Genomic DNA, 20403 nt, shown 5'->3' with positions numbered 1-20403 from the left:
ATGCCTCATCTGCACCCGCAGCATATACGGAAACATTATGGACAACTCACAAAATACAGAAAATCCGATTCCACCACGCAATTCCATCCGCAAAAACAGCATTTACCTGCTGCCCAATTCCTTTACCATCGCCGCACTGTTTTGCGCCTTCTTCGCCATTACACAGTCCATGCACGGACGTTATGAAACGGCGGCGATTGCAGTTTTCCTTTCCATGCTGCTCGACGGCATGGACGGACGCGTTGCACGTTTGACCAACAGCCAGAGCGCATTCGGTGAACAGCTCGACAGCCTCGCCGATATGGTCAGTTTCGGCGTCGCGCCTGCCCTGATTGCCTACAAATGGCAACTTTGGCAGTTTGGCAAAATCGGCTATTCCGTCGCCTTTATCTACTGCGCCTGCGCCGCTCTGCGTTTGGCACTGTTCAACACGCTTATCGGCAAAGTCGACAAACGCTGGTTTATCGGCGTTCCAAGCCCGACCGCCGCTGCGTTGATTGTCGGCCTGATTTGGGTCAACCACAGCATCGAACGCTTCCCCGGCGTGCATTGGTGGGCATTGGGCATTACCCTGTTTGCCGGCATTTCCATGATTGTGCAGATTCCGTTTTGGAGCTTCAAAGAAATCAACATCCGCCGCCAAGTACCGTTTATGGGCATGGTGTTGGCCGTGTTGGTATTGCTGCTCATCAACTGGGAGCCTTCTCTCGTCCTCTTCCTATTTTTCCTCGGTTACAGCCTGTCCGGTTATGTGATGGCAGTCATCCGTTGGTTTAAAAAACGCCATAAAGCACACAAACACGACAAGGCCGTCTGAAATGTGGTCTTGGGACATCATCCTTGCCCTGCTCGCCGTCGGCAGCGCAGCGGGCTTTATTGCCGGACTATTCGGCGTAGGCGGTGGCACGTTGATTGTTCCCGTTGTCTTATGGGCGTTGCAGCTGCAAGGCATAGGCAGCCACCCCTATGCCCAGCATCTTGCCATCGGCACTTCCTTTGCCGTCATGGTGTTTACTACCTTCTCCAGTATGTACGCCCAACATAAAAAGCACGCCATTGATTGGGCGACCGTCCGCCGAATGACGCCGGGCATGATACTTGGCGTACTCCTCGGCGCGGTAACGGCAAAATATATGCCGACGCTGGCTTTGCAAGTTTTCTTTATTGCATTTCTTGCCTTTATCGCAGTCAAAACCCTACGCGATTCCAAACCCAAACCTTCACGCACCCTGCCTGCCCTCCACGGCCTGACAGCCGTGGGTACGCTTTTTGGGGCGGCTTCAAGTTGGGTCGGTATCGGCGGCGGTTCGCTATCCGTTCCATTTCTACTATATTGCAACTTTCCGGCACACCGCGCCATCGGCACATCTTCAGGTCTGGCATGGCCGATTGCGATTGCCGGCACCATCGGCTATTTTGCCAACGGTTTACATGTTGCCCACCTGCCTGAAGGCGCGGCAGGCTTTATCTATCTTCCGGCTGTAGCCATATTGAGCGCTGCCACCATCCTCTTCGCTCCACTCGGCGTAAAAACGGCGCACAAGCTGCCCGCCCGAAAACTCAAAATCGCCTTCGGCATCATGTTGCTGCTGATTGCCGCCAAGATGGCTTGGAATTTGATACATTAAATCTTTCTTGTGAAAAAGGCCGTCTGAAATTCTTTCAGACGGCCTTTTTAATTGCAAAACAACAAACTAAATAAAACCTTTTTACCTTACCCGATTTGCCCCATCGCAAATACAGCCAAGCGCCATATCGCCCATCCTGCCACCAACAATCCGGCGCACAAACGAACCATGCGTTTTTGCAGAAAGGTTTTCAACTGCGCTGCAAATATGCCCATCGCGAGCAGGTTCGGCAAGGTCCCCAATGCAAACGCCAGCATATACAGCCCGCCGTGCAAGGCATTGCCGCTGCCCAAAGCATACAAAGACGCGCTGTACACCAAACCGCAAGGCAGCCAGCCCCAAAGCACGCCGACGCCGAAACAGGCAGGCACTGATTTAATCGGCAGCAATTTGTTCAGCAAAGGATTCAGGCGTTTCCATATCGGTTTACCGATGCCTTCGATTTTGGTTGCGGCAGTCGAAATACCGGCAAGATACAGACCGAGCAAAAGCAGCAAAACATTGGCGGCAATATACAAACCGTTTTGAACCGCGCGCGTATCGTCCAAGGAAATGCCGACCTGCCCGACCAAGCCGACCAGAAGGCCGATGACGACATAGCTGCTGATGCGCCCCAAGTTCAACAATACAATCAGCCCGATTCGGTTTAAATGTGGCGGCAGCTGCAAAGCAAATGCGCTGCTCAATCCGCCGCACATACCGACGCAATGCGTTCCGCCAAAAAAGCCGAGCAGAAAAAGAGTAAGAAATGTGATTTCTTGATTCATGGTTTTTAATGATTCAAACGAATGGATGAGGCCGTCTGAAACTTTTCAGACGGCCCTGAGAATGCAGGATAAGCTTTTCCGCCCACCCTCTTCACGCTTTAGAAAAGCAATTAACTGCGTGCGCGTACGTCAAATGCCTGACGCAAACCTTCGCCGATCATGACCAGCAAAAGCAGCATTACCGTCAGCGTAGCAACGGCAGACAGGCCAATCCACCACGCGTCCAAGTTGTCTTTACCTTGCGCCAGCAACTCGCCCAAACTTGCCTGTGAGGCAGGTACGCCCAAGCCCAAGAAGTCCAAACTGGTCAGGGCAAGTACCGCACCGGAAATACGGAAAGGCAGGAAGGCCAATACCGGCGTCAAGCTGTTGGGCAGGATATGGCGCCACATGATTTCACGGTTGCCCACGCCCATTGCGCGCGCCGCCAAAACATAATCGGTCTGACGGTTTTTCAAAAACTCGGCACGGACATAGTCGGACAAGCCCATCCAGCCGAAAAGCGACAGCAACACCAGCAAAATCAACAGCCCCGGATTAAAAAACGAAGACAGGATAATCAAGAGGTACAGCTCCGGCATACCGCCCCAAACCTCGATAAAACGCTGCATCAGAAGGTCGGTTTTACCGCCGAAATAACCCTGTACCGCGCCTGCAACCACGCCGATTACGGTAGTCACCACAGTCAACACCAAGGCAAACAACAGCGAATCGCGGAAACCGTAAACCAAGCGCGCCAACAGGTCACGGCCGCGGTCGTCCGTTCCCAAGATATGCCGTTCGGACGGTTTGGCCGGATCGGGTGCCGTATCAAAATCGTTTAAAGTATCGGCATCGTAAGGATTGGGCAGATAAAGGGCAAAATTGCCGTCTGAAGTAATGTTGTGGCGGATAAGCGGATCCAGATAATCCGCAGGCGTATCGAAATCGCCGCCAAATGTGGTTTCGTTGTATTCGTTTACCAAGGGGAAGAAATACTCGCCCTGATAGCGTATCCACAAAGGTTTATCGTTGCTCCACAAAGGAGCAAGCAAAGTGACGACAAACAAAACGGCCAAAATCCGCAAAGCCAACCAACCGCGCTTATGCTGCTTAAAGGCTTGCCAAGTAGGGTTTGAAGTAGATTTTTTCTTTTTCATGGTTCGAAACATTCTTTAATAATGGATTGAAGATATTTTCAGACGGCCTTATTTCTGTCCGCCAAAGTGAATACGCGGATCGACCCATGAATAAGAAATATCCGACACCAGTTTAGCCAACAACCCCATCAGCGTGAATACATACAGCGTACCCATTACGACAGGATAATCACGTTTCATCACTGCCTCGTAAGACAGCAAACCCAAACCATCCAGCGAGAACAGCGTTTCAATCAACAGGCTTCCGGTAAAGAATGCGCCGATAAATGCAGCCGGGAAACCGGTAATCAGAGGAATCATGGCGTTGCGGAAAATATGCTTCCACAAAATCTGTTTCTCAGGCAAGCCCTTGGCTCGCGCGGTATAAACATATTGACGGCGGATTTCTTCAAGGAACACGTTTTTCGTCAATACGGTCATCACCGCCAAGTTGCCTGCCACCGAAGCGGTAATCGGCAAGGCCATATGCCATAAATAATCTTTGACTTTACCTGCCCAAGAGAGCGTATCAAAATCATCACCAACCAAGCCACCCTGCGGGAACCAGGCAAAAAAGCTGCCGCCGCCAAATAACACCAGCAACACCAAGCCCAAGACAAACGGCGGTACGGTATAGCCGACCAAAATGATCATCCCCGTAATCGTATCGAATCGGCTGCCATCCCTGACCGCCTTGGCAATACCCAACGGAATACATATCAAATAAGTCAGGAAGAACGTCCACAAACCCAAACTCATCGATACCGGCATTTTCTCTTTTACCAACTCAAATACGGTTTGGTGGTGGAAAAAGCTCTCGCCCAAATCGAAACGGGCAAATTTCCATACCATATCCACAAAACGCGTCACAGGTGGCTTGTCGAAACCGTACAAAGCATTCAGCGCGGCCAAATCTTCCGCACTGATGCGGTTGCCGTTTTTGGCCAAAGTTCCAGGCATACTGTGTCCCGCCGTCTCGCCGCCAACCGCGCCCTGCGTCAGCTGCTGAACCATCTGCTCCACCGGACCGCCGGGAACAAACTGAATCACAGCGAAGGTAATCGCCAAAATCCCCAACAACGTGGGAATCAAAAGGAGCAAACGATGAAAGATATAACGCCACATGGTTAAGTGTTCCTCTATTTTTTGATTTGAAGGCCGTCTGAAACCGCTGACTTCAGACGGCATATAGTAACGGATTAATAAGCGTTTGGCCGATGATTTACTTCTCCAACGCCTCCTGCAATTTCTTCTCAATCAAATCCGCGTCAAACGATTTGGCAATCAGCTCAAAGCGGGAATCACGGCGCCATGAAACTTGGTTTGCGCCCCATTGACCGTCCACCCAGTTCAGCCATACCCATGTACCGAGCACTTGGAACACGCCTTTGGCACGCACGAGACCGTCTGTAAATTTAGGCAGGTCGTTGAAGAAATCAGTCAGTTTTTCGCCATCGAAATCACGTCCGGCAGGGAAAGTAAAGCCTTGCGACTGGAAGCCCATGGTGTTGTCCGGCAGGGCTTTGAGGCGGTAGCGCGATTTTTCGACAACGGGAATATCAAGCCATTGGATGTCAAGTTGCGCATTTTGTACTTCAACCACTTTGGCTTTAGGCGGGAACAGCTTGGCCGCTTTATCATGAAATTCGGCCAGTTGCTCCGGCGTACACAAGTCGGTTTTGCTGGCGACCAATACGTCGCAAATGCCGATTTGGTCTTTATACAAGGCTTGTTGCGCGTAATCGGGATTAATGAATTGGCGCGGATCGACGACGGTAAAGACGGCGCCGATTTCCAGCATGCTGTCGAGCGGTTTGGCTTTCAGTTCGTCGATAACGCTGGCGGCGTGTGCCAGACCGCTGGCTTCAATCATCAAGCGGTCGGGTTGGGCATCGCGCAGCATTTTTTGTACGGTCGTCCCCATTTGCGCACCGGCAGTACAACACAAACAGCCGCCGGCGATTTCGGCCACGGGAATGCCGTTGTCGCTCAAGACGGCGCCGTCAATGCCGATTTCGCCGAATTCGTTGACGATGATGACCCATTTTTCATTCGGGTCTTTTTGCGCCATCAGACTTTTGAGTGCGGTGGTTTTACCTGTTCCGAGAAAGCCTGAAATCAGGTGGACTTTGGTCTTTTTTACTTCTGACATTTTTTACAAATTCCTGTTAAAACAACATGTTCTTCTTTTAATGAGAAACCGGTTTCAGCCACGCCTGCACGCAAGGCCGCCCATTCTTGGCTCAAGGTCTGCTCATCTGCCGTACCGCATTCGGTACAAACCAAAATAAACGCGCTGTGGTGCGCTTCGGCTTCTTCGTGGTCATGGCAATGGTCATTGCACTCGTGCTGCGCGTGGCTGCACAGAATATAGCCGTTGACCGCCGCCACTTTGTGCAAAACGCCCTGCTCCGCCCAAAAATCAAGGGCGCGGTAGGCCGTCGGCGGCGCAACCACGCCCTCGCTTTGCTGCTGCATCTGCGACAGAACGTTGTAGGCTTTAATCACGCCGCTTTGTTTCAAAACAATATCAAGCACTTGCTCGCGCAAAGCGGTTACCTGCACACCATCGCGCTGCGCTTGTTCTAAGATTTTTTGTTTGATTACGTTCATAACTGAAACAGCCTTTCAGACGGCCTTGTTAATAAAAAATTACATTATAACGTGTTTGTTCAATTTCAGATAACAAAGAGGCCGTCTGAAACGTTCAGACGGCCTGATGCCGATTACTTAAACCAAGATTTAATTTTTCCAAACAAAGACATACTTTGTTTTTCAAACGTTTCTTCCTTCACCGGAGCAGGCTCATCGCGGTAAACTTTCATGCCTGCAAAGGTCTGGGCAACCGGCATGATTTCGATGGAATTGACGTTCATCCGCGCCGGACGCTGATAGAGCCATAAAGCGGTATCAGCAATATCTTGCGGCTGGATAAACTCGACATTCTCATAAACCTCGGCCGCACGCTGATCGTCGCCTTTGAAACGGACATTGGAAAACTCGGTATCGCCGCACAAACCCGGTTCGATATTGGTAATGCGGATATTTTTATCTGCCAATTCGGCGCGCAGATTCATACTGAATTGGCGCACAAAAGCCTTAGTTGCACCATAGACATTACTGCCGGAATAAGCATAACTGCCGGCAATCGAACCTAAATTGATGATGTAGCCCTGTTTGCGCGCTACCATTTGCGGCAAAATCTGGCGGGTTAGAAAAATCAGGCCGATGATATTGGTTTGAATCATGGTTTCCCAATCGCCAAAATCGGCTTTATCAGCGGAATCCAGACCTAAAGCCAAACCGGCGTTGTTGATCAGGCAATCGATTTCAGCTAAATGCTCAGGCAGGCTGTTTAAAGCGTTTTGAATTGACTCCGTACGAGAAACATCCATTTCCAAAGGGTAAAACTGCTCGCCCAATTCCTCTGCCAACTGCTGCAATTTGTCTTCGCGCCGTGCCGCGCCAATGACATGATAGCCTGCCGCAACAAAAGTACGGCACATTGCCGCGCCGAATCCTGCCGATGCCCCGGTAATCAAAATTGCCATATCGTTTCCTTTCTGTACTCGTTTCAGACTTGGGTTTAAGGTATGATAACGCCTTATCAGACGGCCTGAGAGTTTGGCCGGCTGATTTTAAATTTAACGATAATCATATCATTACAATAGGACACACTCCATATGAAAACCCGTTTTCTCCCTGTTGCTTTGGCAGCAGTGGCGCTTACCCTTTCCGCCTGCGGCGGCAGCAGCGCGCCTTCCCAGCCTAAAGGCCCTATTTCCGAAGACCGTACGGCCGCGTTCAAATCCATGATGCCTGAGTTTACCCGCATGGGCAAAATGGTCAAAGACGAAGAGCCTTACGACGTAGAAAAATTCAAACAAGCCGCCGCAACCTTCGCCGAAAACAGCAAAAAACCGTTCACCCTGTTTGAATCCGACCCTCAAGGCAACGGCCGCGCCCTGCCTGCCATCTGGACAGACACGGCAACCTTCAAAGCCGAAGAAGAAAAATTTGCCGCTGCAGTTGAGAAACTCAACGCCGCCGCACAAACCGGCAAATTGGAAGAAATCAAAGCCGCTTACGGCGAAACCGGTGCAACCTGCAAATCCTGCCACGACACATTCCGCGGTCCGGAATAAGGCTTAAAACAATAAAGGCCGTCTGAAATATCATTTTCAGACGGCCTTTTCTTCAACTGACTTCAAATCTTTCTATATTAACTTTATATTTTGCATTTCATGTTTTTTACCGGTTTCATTTGAAACTAACGGCCCAGTTCACATATCGCAATCAAATTTTCTTCTTCCGGCTGTTTAAATTCAATTAAATCTCCCTTCTTCTCAACCAATCAAATTCAAATTCAGACCTGCTTTATCTTTTCAGCCAGATTAATCATATGCGCTTGGATTATCTCCTGAAACAAGAATCTGCTTTATTTTTTAATAAATAAAAACCATTATCTAAATATTTGTAAAGTTTAATAATATGTTATAAAGTATCTACTTCGTTTCTGAGGTAACTATCATGAATCCGAATTTCAAATTAAATCTACTAACATTATCTTTACTGGCTATAACCAGTATCGCACACGCAGAAGACGAGGTTTCAACTCAAGAGCTTGATGAAATTCAAGTCAAAGGTAAACACATTGCCAAAGAGAAAAAAGTTTTTACCGAAGGCCAAGCCAAAAGTTCGCGTGAACGCGTTTATCAATCCAGCGAAAACATCGATACCATCGTGCGGAGCATGCCCGGCGTTTTCACCCAACAAGACAAAGGATCAGGCGTATTGGCGGTCAATATCCGTGGCGATAGCGGTTTGGGACGTGTCAATACGATGGTTGACGGCGTAACCCAAACCTTCTATTCCACTTCTGCCGATGCCGGACGCAGCGGCAGCTCCTCACAATTCGGTACGGCACTGGATCCCAATTTTATTGCCGGCGTGGATGTAACCAAAGGCAGTTTCTCGGGTGCCAACGGCATCAATACCTTATCCGGTACAGCCAATTTCCGTACTTTACGGGTAGACGATGTAGTACACGGAAACAATACCTTCGGCCTCTTGACCAAAGGATTGACCGGCACAAACAGCACCAAAAGCAACTTTATGGCAACCGGAGCGGTACAAAAATGGTTTGACAGCGGAGCGCGCCTTGGTGCGTTATATGGTTACAGCCACCGTAATGTCGAGCAAAACTATAAAGTAGGCGGTGGCGGTCAGCGTATCGGCAATTTTGGCGAGGAATATCTGGATCGTAAAAAACAAGAATATTTTGAGAGCAATTTATTGAAATTCGACCACGAACAAAATCTCTGGGTCCGTGACTTTTCCAAGCGCAATGCGGTCGGTAAAAGCTATTGGGACTACCCTTTCTCCAAAAAATATAACGATCCTGAGGTTTTGCAAAGAGATTATGTCGATGACTTGGAAAGAAGCTGGAAAGAGAATTTGGCACCGCAATGGGATCTGACCCCAATCGATCCTACCAGCCTGCAACAACGCTCAAACAGCCATTTGGTCAAAGTGGAATACGAAAACGACAACAACAAGCTGGACCTTCAGCTTCGTACCATGAACAACCGTATCGGCAGCCGCAAAGTAGAAAACCGCAACTACCAAGCCAATTACAACTTAAACATTGGCGATTATGTCGATTTAAACGTGTTGGCCGCCCATAATTTGGGAAAACAAAAATATCCGAAAAACTCACGTTTTTCAGGATGGGGGCTGCTTGATTATTTGGAAACCAAAAACACAGCCAATCTTTTGGATATCAACAACAGCTTTTCTTTCAAACTTCCCCAAAAAACAGATTTAAAAGCTACCGTCGGTTTCAATTTCTTTAAAAACCAATACAGTAAAAACCGCTTTCCGGAAGAGCTGAGCCTGTTTTACGACGGCCCGGATCAAGATGCCGGCCTGTACAGCTTTTTAGGCCGTTTCAAAGGAGACAAAGGAATATTTCCTCAAAAATCAACCATATTGCAACCTTCAGGCCAGCAAAAATTCAATACGTTCTATTTTGATACTTCCTTGAAAAAAGGCATTTATCAATTGAATTACAGCGCCAATATGGTCAACTACCGCTACAAGGGCGAATATACCGACTACTTCAATACCCAAGAAGACTTTAAAAAAGCATTTGGAGAAGATTCTGAAATTTATAAACAGCATTGCACGCCAAGCTGCGACCTTTACGAACCGGTTTATACCAAATCCGGTAAAAAGCATGCGGTAAACCATTCGGTGGCATTAAACATCAATGTCAACGACTACTTTATGCCGTTTATCAGCTATTCGCGTACGCATAGAATGCCGAATATTCAAGAAATGTATTTTTCACAAATCGGCGACTCAGGCGTCAATACCGCCCTCAAGCCGGAACAGGCCAATACTTACCAAATAGGCTTCAATACCTTCAAAAAAGGGATTTTCAAGCCGGACGATGTATTGGGTTTCAAACTGGTCGCCTATCGCAGCAGGATAAACAACTATATCCACAATGTTTATGGCAAATGGTGGGATTTGGATAAAGCACCCAGCTGGGTAACCAGTACCGGCCTGCAATACTCTATCCAGCATCGAAACTACGCCAAACCTGTCCATAAAAATGGTTTGGAAGTGGAAATGAACTATGATTTCGGCCGCTTTTTTACAACCCTGTCTTACGCATATCAAAAAACCAACCAGCCGACCAATTATAGCGATGCCAGCGAATCGCCCCGCAACTCTTCTAAAGAAGACCAAATCAAACAAGGCTACGGCTTAAGCAAAATTTCCCGCTTACCCCGAGATTACGGTCGGTTTGAATTAGGGTCCCGATGGTTGGGCAATAAATTGACTATCGGCGGCATTATGCGCTATTACGGCAAAAGTACACGGGCGACGACTGAGGAGGAATTTGTTGACGGGACAACCGGTGCCAATACCTACTCTTCACACCAAATGGGCAGAAGGGTGATCAAAAAAACAGAAAGCATCAACAGACAGCCGCTGATTTTTGATTTCTATGCCAATTATGAACCGAAGAAAAACCTTATCCTTCGTTTCGACATTCAAAATGCGTTCAATAAGCGCTATATCGATCCTCTGGATTCCGCAAACGATGCCGCAACCCAGCGCTATTTCAGCGTATTTGAAAGAAAAGGTGGTTTAGATGATGAGGAAGTCGAATGCGATGCCAACGGTTTATGCAATGGCAAATATGGCGGCACGACACGCTCCGTCTTGAATAACTATGCGCGCGGCAGGACTTTGCTGTTTACCATCAGTTATAAGTTCTAAACCTATCCATCAGCATTCTTCATATTGCACTGATTAAAAAGCCGGTAAACGCAATGTTTTCCGGCTTTTTTCGATATATCCTCAAAATTTTCTTCATCTATACACAACAAAAAAACCTGCCCTTGCGGGCAGGTTTTCAATAATGACGGAGATTACAGGCCGCTCAGACGGGCAGTATCGTGTGCAATCATCAATTCTTCGTTGGTAGGAATCACAACGGCAACAGCTTTGCTGTCGGCAGTGGTAATCACACCAGCATTACCGAAACGGGCTTTTAGGTTGGCTTCTTGGTCGATGTACAGACCGAGGAAGCCCAAGTAGCCCAATACGCGTTCGCGGATGATGTCGGAGTTTTCACCGATACCGCCGGTGAAGACCAATGCGTCCAAACCGCCTGCCGCGACTGTCATGCTGCCGATGTATTTAGCCAAGCGGTAGATGAACATTTCCAAAGCCAGTTTGGCGCCTGGATGACCTTTTGCAGCTTCTTCTTCGATGGTACGGCAGTCATTGGACAAACCTGAAATACCGAGCAGACCTGATTTTTTGTTCAGCATGTCGGTGATTTGGGCGATGGTCATGTTGGCATTTTCAGCCAAGAAGCTGAAAACTGAAGGGTCGATATCGCCGCTGCGGGTACCCATGACCAAACCTTCTAGCGGAGTCAGACCCATGCTGGTATCGCGTGATTCGCCGTTGGCGACGGCGGTAATAGATGCGCCGTTACCCAAGTGGGCAATCACCATGCGCAGGTCTTTTTTGTCTTTACCGAGGAAACGGGCGGTTTCATCAGAAACGTAGCGGTAGCTGGTACCGTGCGCGCCGTAGCGACGCAAGCCGTATTTTTCATACAATTCATGTGGAACAGCGTAGGTGTAGGCATGTTCCGGCATGGTTTGGTGGAAGGCGGTGTCGAATACGACAACGTTAGGCAAACCTTTGAAAATGCTTTGTGCGGCACGCAGACCCAAAAGGTGGGCCGGGTTGTGCAGGGGAGCGAGCGGGATACATTTTTCGATGCCAGCGATAACTTCGTCGTCAACGAGGATGGATTCGCTGTACAGTTCGCCGCCGCTGACGACGCGGTGACCGATGGCGCCGATGCGGCTGTCGAGGCCGTGGGCTTTGAGTTCTTCCATCAGGGCTTCAACTGCGCCGGTGTGGTCGGGCTTGGCAGACAGGTCAACTTTGTGTTTTTCACCGTTGAATTTAAAGGTAATGTAGGCATCAGGCAGATTGAGCTTTTCTGCCAGGCAGCTCAGCAATACTTCGCCGCTGTCGTTATCCAATACGGCACCTTTGAGGGAAGAGCTACCGCAGTTCAAAACCAAGATTAATTTTTGTGACATTTTTATGCTCCTTGAGGTTTCAGACGGCATTTTTGTCGGGACCTTACTGCGGCTCCGGCTATGTTGCACCCCTTGTGGGACGTAGTGGGTAGCGGTCTGAACAGATTAACAAAGTAAACGTCGTATTCTAACAAAAAATGTAATCGGCTGCTTGACTTAATATTTGATGTAAAATGGACGGAATTTTATTTTAGGCCGTCTGAAAAAATGACGACGGTTTTGAAAATTTACCGATATGCATTATTTCAGTATCCACACTCAAGACGGCGAACACGCCGGATTTTTCATTATGCTGGCAGACGATGAATCGCAAAATCCGCCGCAAAGCGGACGCTTTGTAATCAAGCTGCAAAGTGAAGACGCAGCCGAAGCGGCGGTATTGTCGCCTTTTGAGCAAACCGATATCCCGCAATACTGGCGCGTGGTTAAAGACCGTATCGAACTGTTTTTTGACGATAAAAATATCGGTTCGTTGCGCAACGAATACCTGACCATTAGCGGTAAAACCTTTATCCTGACCGATTTGACCGGAGCGATGTAATGGAAAGTATGTTTATCCTTGTCCCCATCAGCATTATTTTGGCCTTCATCATCGGCTGGTTTTTCTGGTGGTCGGGTAAAAACGGACAGTTTGACGACCTTGAAGGACCTGCGCACCGCATTTTGATGGATGACGACTCCACTGAAAAACTGATCGAAAAAGACGAAGACAAAGAATCCAAACAATGAGCCTTAAAAAAGACAATCTGAATTTCCACACGACCCGCCGTTTTGCGCCGCTCTTTGGGACGCAGTTTTTGGGCGCGTTGAACGATAATATGTTCAAAACCGCATTATTCGTGATGATCAGTTTTTACGGTTTGGGTAAAAACGACTTTCTGCCGCCCAGCCAAATGCTGAATTTGGGCGCAATGCTGTTTATTCTGCCCTACTTCCTGTTTTCCGCACTGTCAGGACAGCTGAGCAACAAATTCGATAAAGCCGTTTTAGCGCGCTGGATCAAGCTGTTGGAAATCATCATTATGGCAGTGGCAGCATATGGCTTCTATATTCAATCCGCGCCTTTGCTTTTAATCTGCCTGTTTTGCATGGGTACGCAATCGACTTTGTTCGGCCCTCTGAAATATGCCATTTTGCCCGATTACCTCAACGACAAAGAGCTGATTATGGGCAACAGCCTGATTGAATCGGGTACGTTTATCTCCATTTTGCTCGGCCAAATTTTGGGCACCGCAGTCGCAGGTGTTCCGCCGTATATTGTTGGTGGTTTGGTGTTATTGGTCGCTATCGGCGGCTCGATGACCAGCCTGTTTATGCCGTCTGTACCCGCTAAAATGTCGGACACAAAAATCGAATGGAACATCATTAAAGGCACGAATTCACTGATTCGTGAAGCGGCGGCCAATCGTCCCGTATTCACTTCCATCATTGGTATTTCATGGTTTTGGTTTATCGGCTCGGTTTATACCACCCAACTGCCAACGTTCACGCAAATCCATTTGGGCGGCAACGATAATGTGTTCAACCTGATGTTGGCGCTGTTCTCCATCGGTATCGCCATCGGCTCGGTGTTATGCGCCAAACTCAGCCACGAACGCCTGATTTTGGGCTTGGTTACCATCGGCACTCTGGGACTGACGGTCTGTGGATTATTGCTGGTGTGGCTGACCCAAGGCCAACGTTTTACCGAATTAAACGGCATTATTTGGTTTTTATCGCAAGCCCAAACGTATCCGATTATGCTCGTGATGTCGGCCATCGGCTTTTTCGGCGGCTTCTTCTCCGTACCGCTCTACACTTGGCTGCAAACTGCCAGCAGCGAAACCTTCCGCGCCCATGCTGTTGCCGCCAACAACATCATCAACGGCGTGTTTATGGTGTCGGCTGCCATTTTGAGCGCGGTTTTGCTGATGTTGTTCAACAGCATCACGCTGCTGTATTTGATTGTTGCCGTAGGTAATATTCCGTTGATTGTTTACCTCATCAAACGGGAATCGAAATTTATCGGGGATTTGACCGCTTTGTTGAAAAGCAGCAAATAAGGCCGTCTGAAATGTCTCCCCACCATGCACATTTTCACTATTCAATCGCGTGGACAGCTTGTGCATAAATCAGATTACTGTCTGATTTAACATTAAAAAACAGGACTGACTAAATTTTAAGTACAACTTTACTACCAAACAAAATGCACATTTTCCCCAAACAAGCGTGTGCAAAGGCTGTGAATAAGTAAGCTTAATAATTGATATTTCAAAGCAAAAAGATACTTGATTAATTTTTAAGCAGTTTATTAAAGGCCGTCTGAAACCTTTTTCAGACGGCCTGAGAGTATAATAACCACCTACCTTATAGTTCCCAAACGATATGATTTACCCATGGCATGAAACCCAATGGCAACAGCTCGCCGCCCATTGGCAAAACCGACCCAACGCTTGGCTGTTTACCGGCAAAGAAAATACCGGCAAAACCGAGTTTGCCCGCTTTGTCGCGCAGGCATTGCTGTGCGAATCGCCCAAGTCCGGCCATGAACCCTGCGGCGAGTGTGCTTCGTGCCATTTGTTCAGCCAAAACACCCATCCCGACTTTTACGAACTCACGCCGGAAATGCCCGAAGGCGAGGCAACAGGACGCAAACTCCTGCAAATCAAAATCGATGCCGTGCGCGATATTGTGGAAAACATTTACCTGACCGCTGTCCGCGGCGGACTGCGCGTGGTATTGGTGCATCCGGCTGAAAGCATGAACACACAGGCGGCAAACGGTTTGTTGAAAGCTCTGGAAGAGCCGCCGCAACACGTCGTTTTCCTGCTCGTTACCCATGCGCGCGACAAACTCCTGCCTACCATCAAAAGCCGTTGCCGCCAGATGGTGCTGCCCTCGCCTACCCATGAGCAGGCTGCGGCATACCTGCGCCAACAGGGTGTGGGAAATGCTGAAGCCTTGTTGGCATTTCACAGCGGCGCACCTTTATTCACGCCGACTCCCGAATTGGACGCATTACGCGAAGAGTTGCTGACTCTGCTGGCCGCACCGCGCCTGTTAGCCATACTCGACTACGCCGCCGCGTTCGACAAACAAAAACAACCGCTGGCCGTTTTCATCGACTGGTTGCAAAAGTGGCTGATGGATGTCGGCTTGGCACAACAAAGCATGGCGCCGCTTTATTATCCGCACCATGCCCAAGCCCTGCTTCAGACGGCCTCTAAAACCGATTCACGCAAACTGTTTGCCCTATTGGGCCGTCTGAACGCGCTCAACCCTTACGGATACCATACCTTGAGTGTTAAAATGCAGCTTGAGTATCTGCTTATCGAATATTTAGATTTTTGGCAAAACAAACCCTAACAGGTAATCAATGATGAATAAAAAAGACATTCCGGCGAAGATGTTGGCCTTGCAACTCAAAGACCCCAATCTGTTGTACAACTGCTATATGCCGTTTTTAGAACACGGCGGCCTGTTCGTACCGACCGATGACGTATTCTCACTAGGCGAAGACATCCTCTTGGCCGTCGAAATCGCCGACTATCCCAAACGCTTCCTGCCAACTAAAGTCGTTTGGATCAATCCGGCGCGCACCTCGGCCCATCGCCCCAAAGGCGTAGGCCTTGCATTCTCCGAACACGAAAGCTGCCTGCAGGCAAAAAACCTGATCGAAGCCGAGCTTGGCCCGCGCCTGCGCAGCGACCGCACTACTTTTACCCTGTAATACCATGTATTTAATCGATTCACATTGCCATCTCAACTTTGACGGCTTAAAAGACCGCCTGCCCGAAGTCTTTGCCAATATGGAAGCGCAAAGCGTCAAACAGGCGCTTGCCATCAGCGTCAGCAAACAAAGTTTTGCCGAAGTCTTCGACATTGCTCAGGCAAATGACCACATCTACTGCACCATCGGCATACATCCCGACAGCCAAGAAGCAGAAGAATTTACCATTGCCGAAATGGTAGAGGCCGCCAAACATCCGAAAATCGTCGGTATCGGCGAAACCGGTTTGGACTATTACTGGTGCAAAGGCGATTTGTCATGGCAACATCAACGCTTTGCCGACCATATCCAAGCAGCCAACGAAAGCGGCCTGCCCGTTATCGTCCACACGCGCGATGCAGCCGAAGACACGTTGCGGATTTTGAAAGAATGCCACACTAATTCCGGCGTGATTCATTGCTTCTCTGAAGACATCGCCTTTGCCAAAGCCACTTTGGATTTAGGGTTATACATCTCCTTCTCCGGCATTGTGACGTTTAAAAACGCACCGCTGATTCAGGAAGCCGCCAAATACGTCCCAGCCGATAGAATCTTGGTAGAAACCGATGCACCCTTCCTCGCGCCGGTTCCCAAACGCGGCAAACAAAACGAGCCGTCCTACGTCCGCTATACAGCCGAATTCGTAGCCAATCTGCGCGGCGAGAGCTTGGAAACATTGGCACAAAACACCAGCGACAATTTCTACCGCCTGTTTAAGAAAGTACCTGACAGCCGTCTGAACAACGGCTAGTTCTAAGGCTTTCTACCACCGGTTCTGCCTCAAACGCAGCGGCAAACTCAAAATGGCTCAAGACAGAAACGACAACAAAATCGGCTTGCGCTATCTTCCGAACGGCCGGACCTTTAAAGAATGGGAATATTTCCATCAACACAATAAATGAATTTAAATTCAAAATATTGCTTTCCTAAGCCCAGCAAAGCTCAAGGCCGTCTGAAAGTATTTTCAGACGGCCTCTTGCTTATTTTACCGATAGGATGTAAAACCTATCCTTCGAAATAAACGGTTCATCGAAACCGTACACCCATCGACACAATATGGACACGAACTCCGAAATGCACACCCACTCTAATTTTTACGCCATGTTGACAGCCGCCTGCCAAAAAAACGGTAAAGGCACGGTCATTTTCAACGACAAAGAAAAAATCAGCTATTCCTCCCTCAAACACGAAGTAGAAACCGTCGCCGCCTATCTGCAACACGAAGGCGTACAATATGGCGACAAGGTCGCCCTTGTCGTTTCCAACTCTCCCGAATTTATTGCCGCCTATTTCGCCATTACTTCCATCGGCGCAGTAGCCGTCCCACTCAACGTCTTTTTGAAAAGCGAAGAATTTTCCTACATCCTCAATGACTGCGACGCACACTTTATGTTCGCCTCCGCGCCGTTGGCCAAAGAACTCAAAAACATCAAAGCCAAAACCAAAGTCCGTAAAATCATCTGGATTGGCGAAACCCAAGCCGCCAGTGGCGAAGACAGCTATTTCGATGCCGCACGCACATTCCCCGGCAAGCCGAATCTGAGCCGTCAGCCGTCTGTCAACGATTTGGCGCACATTATCTACACCTCCGGTACAACCGGCCATCCCAAAGGCGCATTAATCAGTTACAGCAACCTGTTTTCCAACCTTTCGGGCATCGAACAAATTTTCCAAATTTCAAGCAAAGACCGCTTCGTCGTCTTCTTGCCGATGTTCCACAGCTTTACGCTGACTGCCATGGTTTTGCTGCCGATATATCAAGCCTGCTCGATTATTTTGGTCAAATCCGTCTTCCCGTTCTCCAACGTGTTGAAACAGGTTTTGCTCAAACGCGCTACCATTTTCCTCGGCGTACCGGCTATTTACACCGCCATGAGCAAGGCCAAAATTCCTTGGTATTTCAGATGGTTCAACCGCGTCCGCCTGTTTATCAGCGGCGGCGCGCCTTTGGCCGGACAAACCATTGACGACTTCAAAGCCAAATTCCCGCGTGCCAAATTGCTGGAAGGCTACGGCTTGAGCGAATGCTCGCCCGTCGTGGCCGTCAATACGCCCGAACGCCAAAAAACCGCCAGCGTCGGCGTCGCCCTGCCCGGCCTGACCGTGAAAGCCGTCGATGACGAATTGGTCGAAGTGCCGCGCGGCGAAGTGGGCGAACTGATCATCAAAGGCGGCTCGGTCATGCAAGGCTACCTCAATATGCCTGACGCCACAGATGAAACCATCGTCAACGGTTGGCTGAAAACCGGCGACTTTGTCACCATAGACGAAGACGGCTTCATCTTCATCGTCGACCGCAAAAAAGACCTAATTATCTCCAAAGGCCAAAACGTCTATCCGCGCGAAATCGAAGAAGCCATCTACAAACTCGAAGCCGTGGAAGCCGCCGCCGTCATTGGCGTGAAAGACCAATACGCCGATGAAGAAATCATTGCCTTTATCCAACTCAAAGAAGGCATGAAGCTGGAAGAAGCCGAAGTCCGCAGCCACCTGCGCGGCCTGTTGGCAAACTTTAAAATCCCCAAACAAATCATCTTCCAAGACGAGCTGCCGCGCAATGCCACCGGCAAAGTGTTAAAACGCAAACTCAAAGAACAGTTTCAAGACTAAACCGCTGTTTCAGACGGCCTCTTGATTCATGCAGGCCGTCTGAAAACAACCTGTATTCCACAAACCTTTTCAGACGGCCACAACCATGACGACACCTATACTCGAAATCGAAAACCTAAACGGCTCCTTTCCGAGCAAGCAAGTCCTGCACAATATCAACCTGACCTTGCAACCCGGCCGCAAGCTGGCATTGGTTGGTGAGAGCGGCAGCGGCAAAACCGTATTGTCGCAAGGCATTATGCGCCTCAACCCGATGGTTAGCTTTGAAGGCCGTCTGAAATATTGCGGAACCGACCTGCTGACCCAGTCCGAACGCGCCCTGCAAAAGCTGCGCGGCTGCGAAATCGGCATGGTGTTTCAAGAACCCATGACCGCCCTCAACCCCGTGATGCGCGTCGGCGAACAAATCGCCGAAGTCCTGACCCTGCATTTGGGTTTGGATAAAAAACAGGCATGGGCGCGCGCCATCGAACTCCTAGACGAAACCGGCATCCACCAGCCCGAGCAAAAAGCCCAGGCTTATCCGTTCCAACTTTCCGGCGGCCAACGCCAGCGCGCCATGATTGCCATGGCCGTATCCGCCCAACCCAAGCTCCTGATTGCCGACGAACCGACCACTGCTTTGGACGTTGCCGTTCAAGCCCAAATCCTCGACCTGCTCTCACGCCTGCAGGAAGAACACGGCATGACCATGCTCTACATTACGCACGACTTAAACCTCGTGCGCCGTTTTGCCGACGATGTCGCCGTTATGCGTAACGGCCGCATCCTTGAAACCGGCAAAGCAGCCGAAGTCTTCGCCAATCCGCAGCACGAATACACCAAAATGCTGCTCAACGCCGGCACAACGCGCCGAGTGGCCCCCTTGCCTGAAAACCCGGCCACCGTACTTAAGGCCGAGCACGTCGCCTTTTCCGTCAAAGAATCGGACGGTTGGTTTAAAAAACGCGACAAAACCATTCTCAACCCCATTTCTTTCGACCTCAAATCCGGCGAAACCTTAGGCATCATCGGCGAAAGCGGCAGCGGCAAAACCACACTGGCCAAAGCCGTTATGCACCTTATCGATTCCGAAGGCAGCCTGATTGTCAACGGCGAACCATGGAAACACGAATTGAGACGCGAAATCCAAATGGTGTTCCAAGACCCGTTCGGCGCATTCAATCCGCGCATGAACGTCTTCGATACCGTTTCCGAAGCCTTACGCGTGCACGAACCTGAAATGCCGCGCGAAGAAATGCGCCGCCGCGTCGAAGAAGTCCTCAAACAAGTCGGCCTGCCCGAAGACGCACTCGAACGCTATCCGCACGCATTTTCCGGCGGCCAACGCCAACGCCTCGCCATCGCCCGCGCCATCATTGTCCGCCCGAAAATCCTCGTATTGGACGAACCAACCAGTGCGCTCGATGTCCAATGGCAACAACAAATCCTTGAATTACTCAGCGGCCTGCAAAAAGAATACGGCCTCGCCTTCATCATCATCAGCCACGACCTCGCCGTCATCCGCGCCATTTCCCACCGCGTGATGGTGTTGAAAGACGGTCAAGTCGTTGAAGAAGGCGAATGCGAAAGCGTATTTGCCAATCCGGCCAGCGACTACACACGTCATTTGATTGCCCACTCCGGCCACATGGTCCAAGAGGCCGTCTGAATCTTTAAGGATTACGATAGACGCATTTCAAAAAAACTATTACCGAGTGGCGGCACTTGAAATTTTCCCAGTCTGCCACTATCCTGAACAACATATTTATCGATCCCCATTCAAAAGGAAACAAACATGAGCAGCGAATTGATTATCCACGCCAGCGATGCCAGCTTCGAACAAGACGTTTTGAAATCCGACGTACCTGTATTGCTGGACTTCTGGGCACCATGGTGCGGCCCTTGCAA

At 49.4% G+C, this 20403-nt stretch carries 21 protein-coding genes; 14 read left to right on the top strand and 7 right to left on the bottom strand.

Going from position 1 to position 20403, the window contains the following annotated elements:
* Nucleotides 1-37 precede the first annotated feature (37 nt).
* Both pssA and ACTHUM_RS02450 read left to right on the top strand, forming a co-directional pair.
* Nucleotides 38-817 (top strand): CDP-diacylglycerol--serine O-phosphatidyltransferase, encoded by a 780-nt coding sequence (gene pssA, locus ACTHUM_RS02455; RefSeq protein ID WP_004520826.1) that lies wholly within the window; start codon nucleotides 38-40, stop codon nucleotides 815-817.
* A gap of 1 nt (nucleotide 818) precedes the next feature.
* Nucleotides 819-1628, top strand: coding sequence for a sulfite exporter TauE/SafE family protein (locus tag ACTHUM_RS02450; RefSeq protein WP_070695372.1), 810 nt, complete (start codon nucleotides 819-821; stop codon nucleotides 1626-1628).
* A gap of 86 nt (nucleotides 1629-1714) precedes the next feature.
* On the opposite strand, the gene ACTHUM_RS02445 is transcribed toward ACTHUM_RS02450, so the two are convergent.
* The 6 genes from ACTHUM_RS02445 to ACTHUM_RS02420 form a co-directional block, all read right to left on the bottom strand.
* The gene (locus ACTHUM_RS02445) at nucleotides 1715-2395 is read right to left on the bottom strand and encodes a sulfite exporter TauE/SafE family protein (RefSeq protein ID WP_003680951.1); all 681 of its coding nucleotides are present in this window, start codon (nucleotides 2393-2395) and stop codon (nucleotides 1715-1717) included.
* 110 nt (nucleotides 2396-2505) lie between these two features.
* Nucleotides 2506-3546: an ABC transporter permease gene (locus tag ACTHUM_RS02440; RefSeq protein WP_004520828.1), complete on the bottom strand. Its 1041-nt coding sequence runs from the start codon at nucleotides 3544-3546 to the stop codon at nucleotides 2506-2508.
* A gap of 36 nt (nucleotides 3547-3582) precedes the next feature.
* Nucleotides 3583-4638, bottom strand: coding sequence for an ABC transporter permease subunit (locus tag ACTHUM_RS02435; RefSeq protein ID WP_039862485.1), 1056 nt, complete (start codon nucleotides 4636-4638; stop codon nucleotides 3583-3585).
* 97 nt (nucleotides 4639-4735) lie between these two features.
* Nucleotides 4736-5665, bottom strand: a complete 930-nt coding sequence (locus tag ACTHUM_RS02430; RefSeq protein ID WP_003682934.1) for a CobW family GTP-binding protein — start codon at nucleotides 5663-5665, stop codon at nucleotides 4736-4738.
* A complete protein-coding gene (locus tag ACTHUM_RS02425; protein ID WP_004520830.1) occupies nucleotides 5653-6126 on the bottom strand; it encodes a Fur family transcriptional regulator in 474 nt (157 codons plus the stop codon). Before ACTHUM_RS02425 ends, ACTHUM_RS02430 begins: the two co-directional genes overlap by 13 nt.
* 113 nt (nucleotides 6127-6239) lie before the next feature.
* On the bottom strand, nucleotides 6240-7064 hold the full coding sequence (locus tag ACTHUM_RS02420; RefSeq protein ID WP_049335582.1) for an SDR family oxidoreductase: 825 nt from the start codon (nucleotides 7062-7064) through the stop codon (nucleotides 6240-6242).
* A 132-nt stretch (nucleotides 7065-7196) separates the two neighbouring features.
* Here ACTHUM_RS02420 and ACTHUM_RS02415 point away from each other — a divergent pair, with 132 nt between their 5' ends.
* Together ACTHUM_RS02415 and ACTHUM_RS02410 are read left to right on the top strand one after the other, a co-directional pair.
* Complete coding sequence (locus ACTHUM_RS02415; RefSeq protein ID WP_004520832.1) at nucleotides 7197-7658, top strand: c-type cytochrome; 462 nt, start codon at nucleotides 7197-7199, stop codon at nucleotides 7656-7658.
* 385 nt (nucleotides 7659-8043) lie between these two features.
* Nucleotides 8044-10806 carry a TonB-dependent receptor domain-containing protein gene (locus tag ACTHUM_RS02410; RefSeq protein WP_004520833.1) on the top strand — a complete coding sequence of 921 codons (2763 nt, stop codon included), beginning with the start codon at nucleotides 8044-8046 and terminating at the stop codon, nucleotides 10804-10806.
* Between the two features lie 152 nt (nucleotides 10807-10958).
* On the opposite strand, the gene ACTHUM_RS02405 is transcribed toward ACTHUM_RS02410, so the two are convergent.
* A complete protein-coding gene (locus ACTHUM_RS02405; protein WP_049344146.1) occupies nucleotides 10959-12155 on the bottom strand; it encodes an acetate kinase in 1197 nt (398 codons plus the stop codon).
* A 235-nt stretch (nucleotides 12156-12390) separates the two neighbouring features.
* Between ACTHUM_RS02405 and ACTHUM_RS02400 the strand changes: the two genes are divergently transcribed.
* The 10 genes from ACTHUM_RS02400 to ACTHUM_RS02355 all read left to right on the top strand — a co-directional run.
* Entirely contained in the window at nucleotides 12391-12696 is a 306-nt protein-coding gene (locus tag ACTHUM_RS02400) for an HLGFF motif protein (protein ID WP_049344144.1), read from the top strand.
* Entirely contained in the window at nucleotides 12696-12884 is a 189-nt protein-coding gene (gene ccoS, locus ACTHUM_RS02395; RefSeq protein ID WP_003681462.1) for a cbb3-type cytochrome oxidase assembly protein CcoS, read from the top strand. The genes ACTHUM_RS02400 and ccoS overlap by 1 nt, the downstream gene beginning before the upstream one ends.
* On the top strand, nucleotides 12881-14197 hold the full coding sequence (locus ACTHUM_RS02390) for an MFS transporter (protein ID WP_070695371.1): 1317 nt from the start codon (nucleotides 12881-12883) through the stop codon (nucleotides 14195-14197). The genes ccoS and ACTHUM_RS02390 overlap by 4 nt, the downstream gene beginning before the upstream one ends.
* Before the next feature lie 322 nt (nucleotides 14198-14519).
* On the top strand, nucleotides 14520-15500 hold the full coding sequence (locus tag ACTHUM_RS02385) for a DNA polymerase III subunit delta' (RefSeq protein ID WP_070588368.1): 981 nt from the start codon (nucleotides 14520-14522) through the stop codon (nucleotides 15498-15500).
* A gap of 10 nt (nucleotides 15501-15510) precedes the next feature.
* Nucleotides 15511-15864: a PilZ domain-containing protein gene (locus ACTHUM_RS02380; protein WP_003682949.1), complete on the top strand. Its 354-nt coding sequence runs from the start codon at nucleotides 15511-15513 to the stop codon at nucleotides 15862-15864.
* 4 nt (nucleotides 15865-15868) lie between these two features.
* Nucleotides 15869-16654 carry a TatD family hydrolase gene (locus tag ACTHUM_RS02375; RefSeq protein ID WP_440361130.1) on the top strand — a complete coding sequence of 262 codons (786 nt, stop codon included), beginning with the start codon at nucleotides 15869-15871 and terminating at the stop codon, nucleotides 16652-16654.
* A gap of 52 nt (nucleotides 16655-16706) precedes the next feature.
* Entirely contained in the window at nucleotides 16707-16805 is a 99-nt protein-coding gene (locus tag ACTHUM_RS02370; RefSeq protein WP_083300566.1) for a hypothetical protein, read from the top strand.
* Nucleotides 16806-16959: 154 nt separating this feature from the next.
* On the top strand, nucleotides 16960-18513 hold the full coding sequence (locus tag ACTHUM_RS02365; protein ID WP_070588366.1) for a fatty acid--CoA ligase: 1554 nt from the start codon (nucleotides 16960-16962) through the stop codon (nucleotides 18511-18513).
* A gap of 85 nt (nucleotides 18514-18598) precedes the next feature.
* Nucleotides 18599-20164, top strand: a complete 1566-nt coding sequence (locus ACTHUM_RS02360; RefSeq protein WP_049335567.1) for an ABC transporter ATP-binding protein — start codon at nucleotides 18599-18601, stop codon at nucleotides 20162-20164.
* 126 nt (nucleotides 20165-20290) lie between these two features.
* The coding region (locus ACTHUM_RS02355) for a thioredoxin family protein (protein ID WP_440402792.1) at nucleotides 20291-20403 on the top strand (113 nt) is incomplete at its 3' end.

Source organism: Neisseria sp. P0021.S006 (assembly GCF_051956895.1).
This window is presented reverse-complemented; position numbering and strand designations above follow the sequence as displayed.

Bases quoted from the DNA above. Each gene is read 5' to 3' on its own strand.
- pssA (WP_004520826.1), top strand. From the start codon at position 38: ATGGACAACTCACAAAATACAGAAAATCCGATTCCACCACGCAATTCC.
- ACTHUM_RS02450 (WP_070695372.1), top strand. From the start codon at position 819: ATGTGGTCTTGGGACATCATCCTTGCCCTGCTCGCCGTCGGCAGCGCA.
- ACTHUM_RS02445 (WP_003680951.1), bottom strand. From the start codon at position 2,395: ATGAATCAAGAAATCACATTTCTTACTCTTTTTCTGCTCGGCTTTTTT.
- ACTHUM_RS02440 (WP_004520828.1), bottom strand. From the start codon at position 3,546: ATGTTTCGAACCATGAAAAAGAAAAAATCTACTTCAAACCCTACTTGG.
- ACTHUM_RS02435 (WP_039862485.1), bottom strand. From the start codon at position 4,638: ATGTGGCGTTATATCTTTCATCGTTTGCTCCTTTTGATTCCCACGTTG.
- ACTHUM_RS02430 (WP_003682934.1), bottom strand. From the start codon at position 5,665: ATGTCAGAAGTAAAAAAGACCAAAGTCCACCTGATTTCAGGCTTTCTC.
- ACTHUM_RS02425 (WP_004520830.1), bottom strand. From the start codon at position 6,126: ATGAACGTAATCAAACAAAAAATCTTAGAACAAGCGCAGCGCGATGGT.
- ACTHUM_RS02420 (WP_049335582.1), bottom strand. From the start codon at position 7,064: ATGGCAATTTTGATTACCGGGGCATCGGCAGGATTCGGCGCGGCAATG.
- ACTHUM_RS02415 (WP_004520832.1), top strand. From the start codon at position 7,197: ATGAAAACCCGTTTTCTCCCTGTTGCTTTGGCAGCAGTGGCGCTTACC.
- ACTHUM_RS02410 (WP_004520833.1), top strand. From the start codon at position 8,044: ATGAATCCGAATTTCAAATTAAATCTACTAACATTATCTTTACTGGCT.
- ACTHUM_RS02405 (WP_049344146.1), bottom strand. From the start codon at position 12,155: ATGTCACAAAAATTAATCTTGGTTTTGAACTGCGGTAGCTCTTCCCTC.
- ACTHUM_RS02400 (WP_049344144.1), top strand. From the start codon at position 12,391: ATGCATTATTTCAGTATCCACACTCAAGACGGCGAACACGCCGGATTT.
- ccoS (WP_003681462.1), top strand. From the start codon at position 12,696: ATGGAAAGTATGTTTATCCTTGTCCCCATCAGCATTATTTTGGCCTTC.
- ACTHUM_RS02390 (WP_070695371.1), top strand. From the start codon at position 12,881: ATGAGCCTTAAAAAAGACAATCTGAATTTCCACACGACCCGCCGTTTT.
- ACTHUM_RS02385 (WP_070588368.1), top strand. From the start codon at position 14,520: ATGATTTACCCATGGCATGAAACCCAATGGCAACAGCTCGCCGCCCAT.
- ACTHUM_RS02380 (WP_003682949.1), top strand. From the start codon at position 15,511: ATGATGAATAAAAAAGACATTCCGGCGAAGATGTTGGCCTTGCAACTC.
- ACTHUM_RS02375 (WP_440361130.1), top strand. From the start codon at position 15,869: ATGTATTTAATCGATTCACATTGCCATCTCAACTTTGACGGCTTAAAA.
- ACTHUM_RS02370 (WP_083300566.1), top strand. From the start codon at position 16,707: ATGGCTCAAGACAGAAACGACAACAAAATCGGCTTGCGCTATCTTCCG.
- ACTHUM_RS02365 (WP_070588366.1), top strand. From the start codon at position 16,960: ATGGACACGAACTCCGAAATGCACACCCACTCTAATTTTTACGCCATG.
- ACTHUM_RS02360 (WP_049335567.1), top strand. From the start codon at position 18,599: ATGACGACACCTATACTCGAAATCGAAAACCTAAACGGCTCCTTTCCG.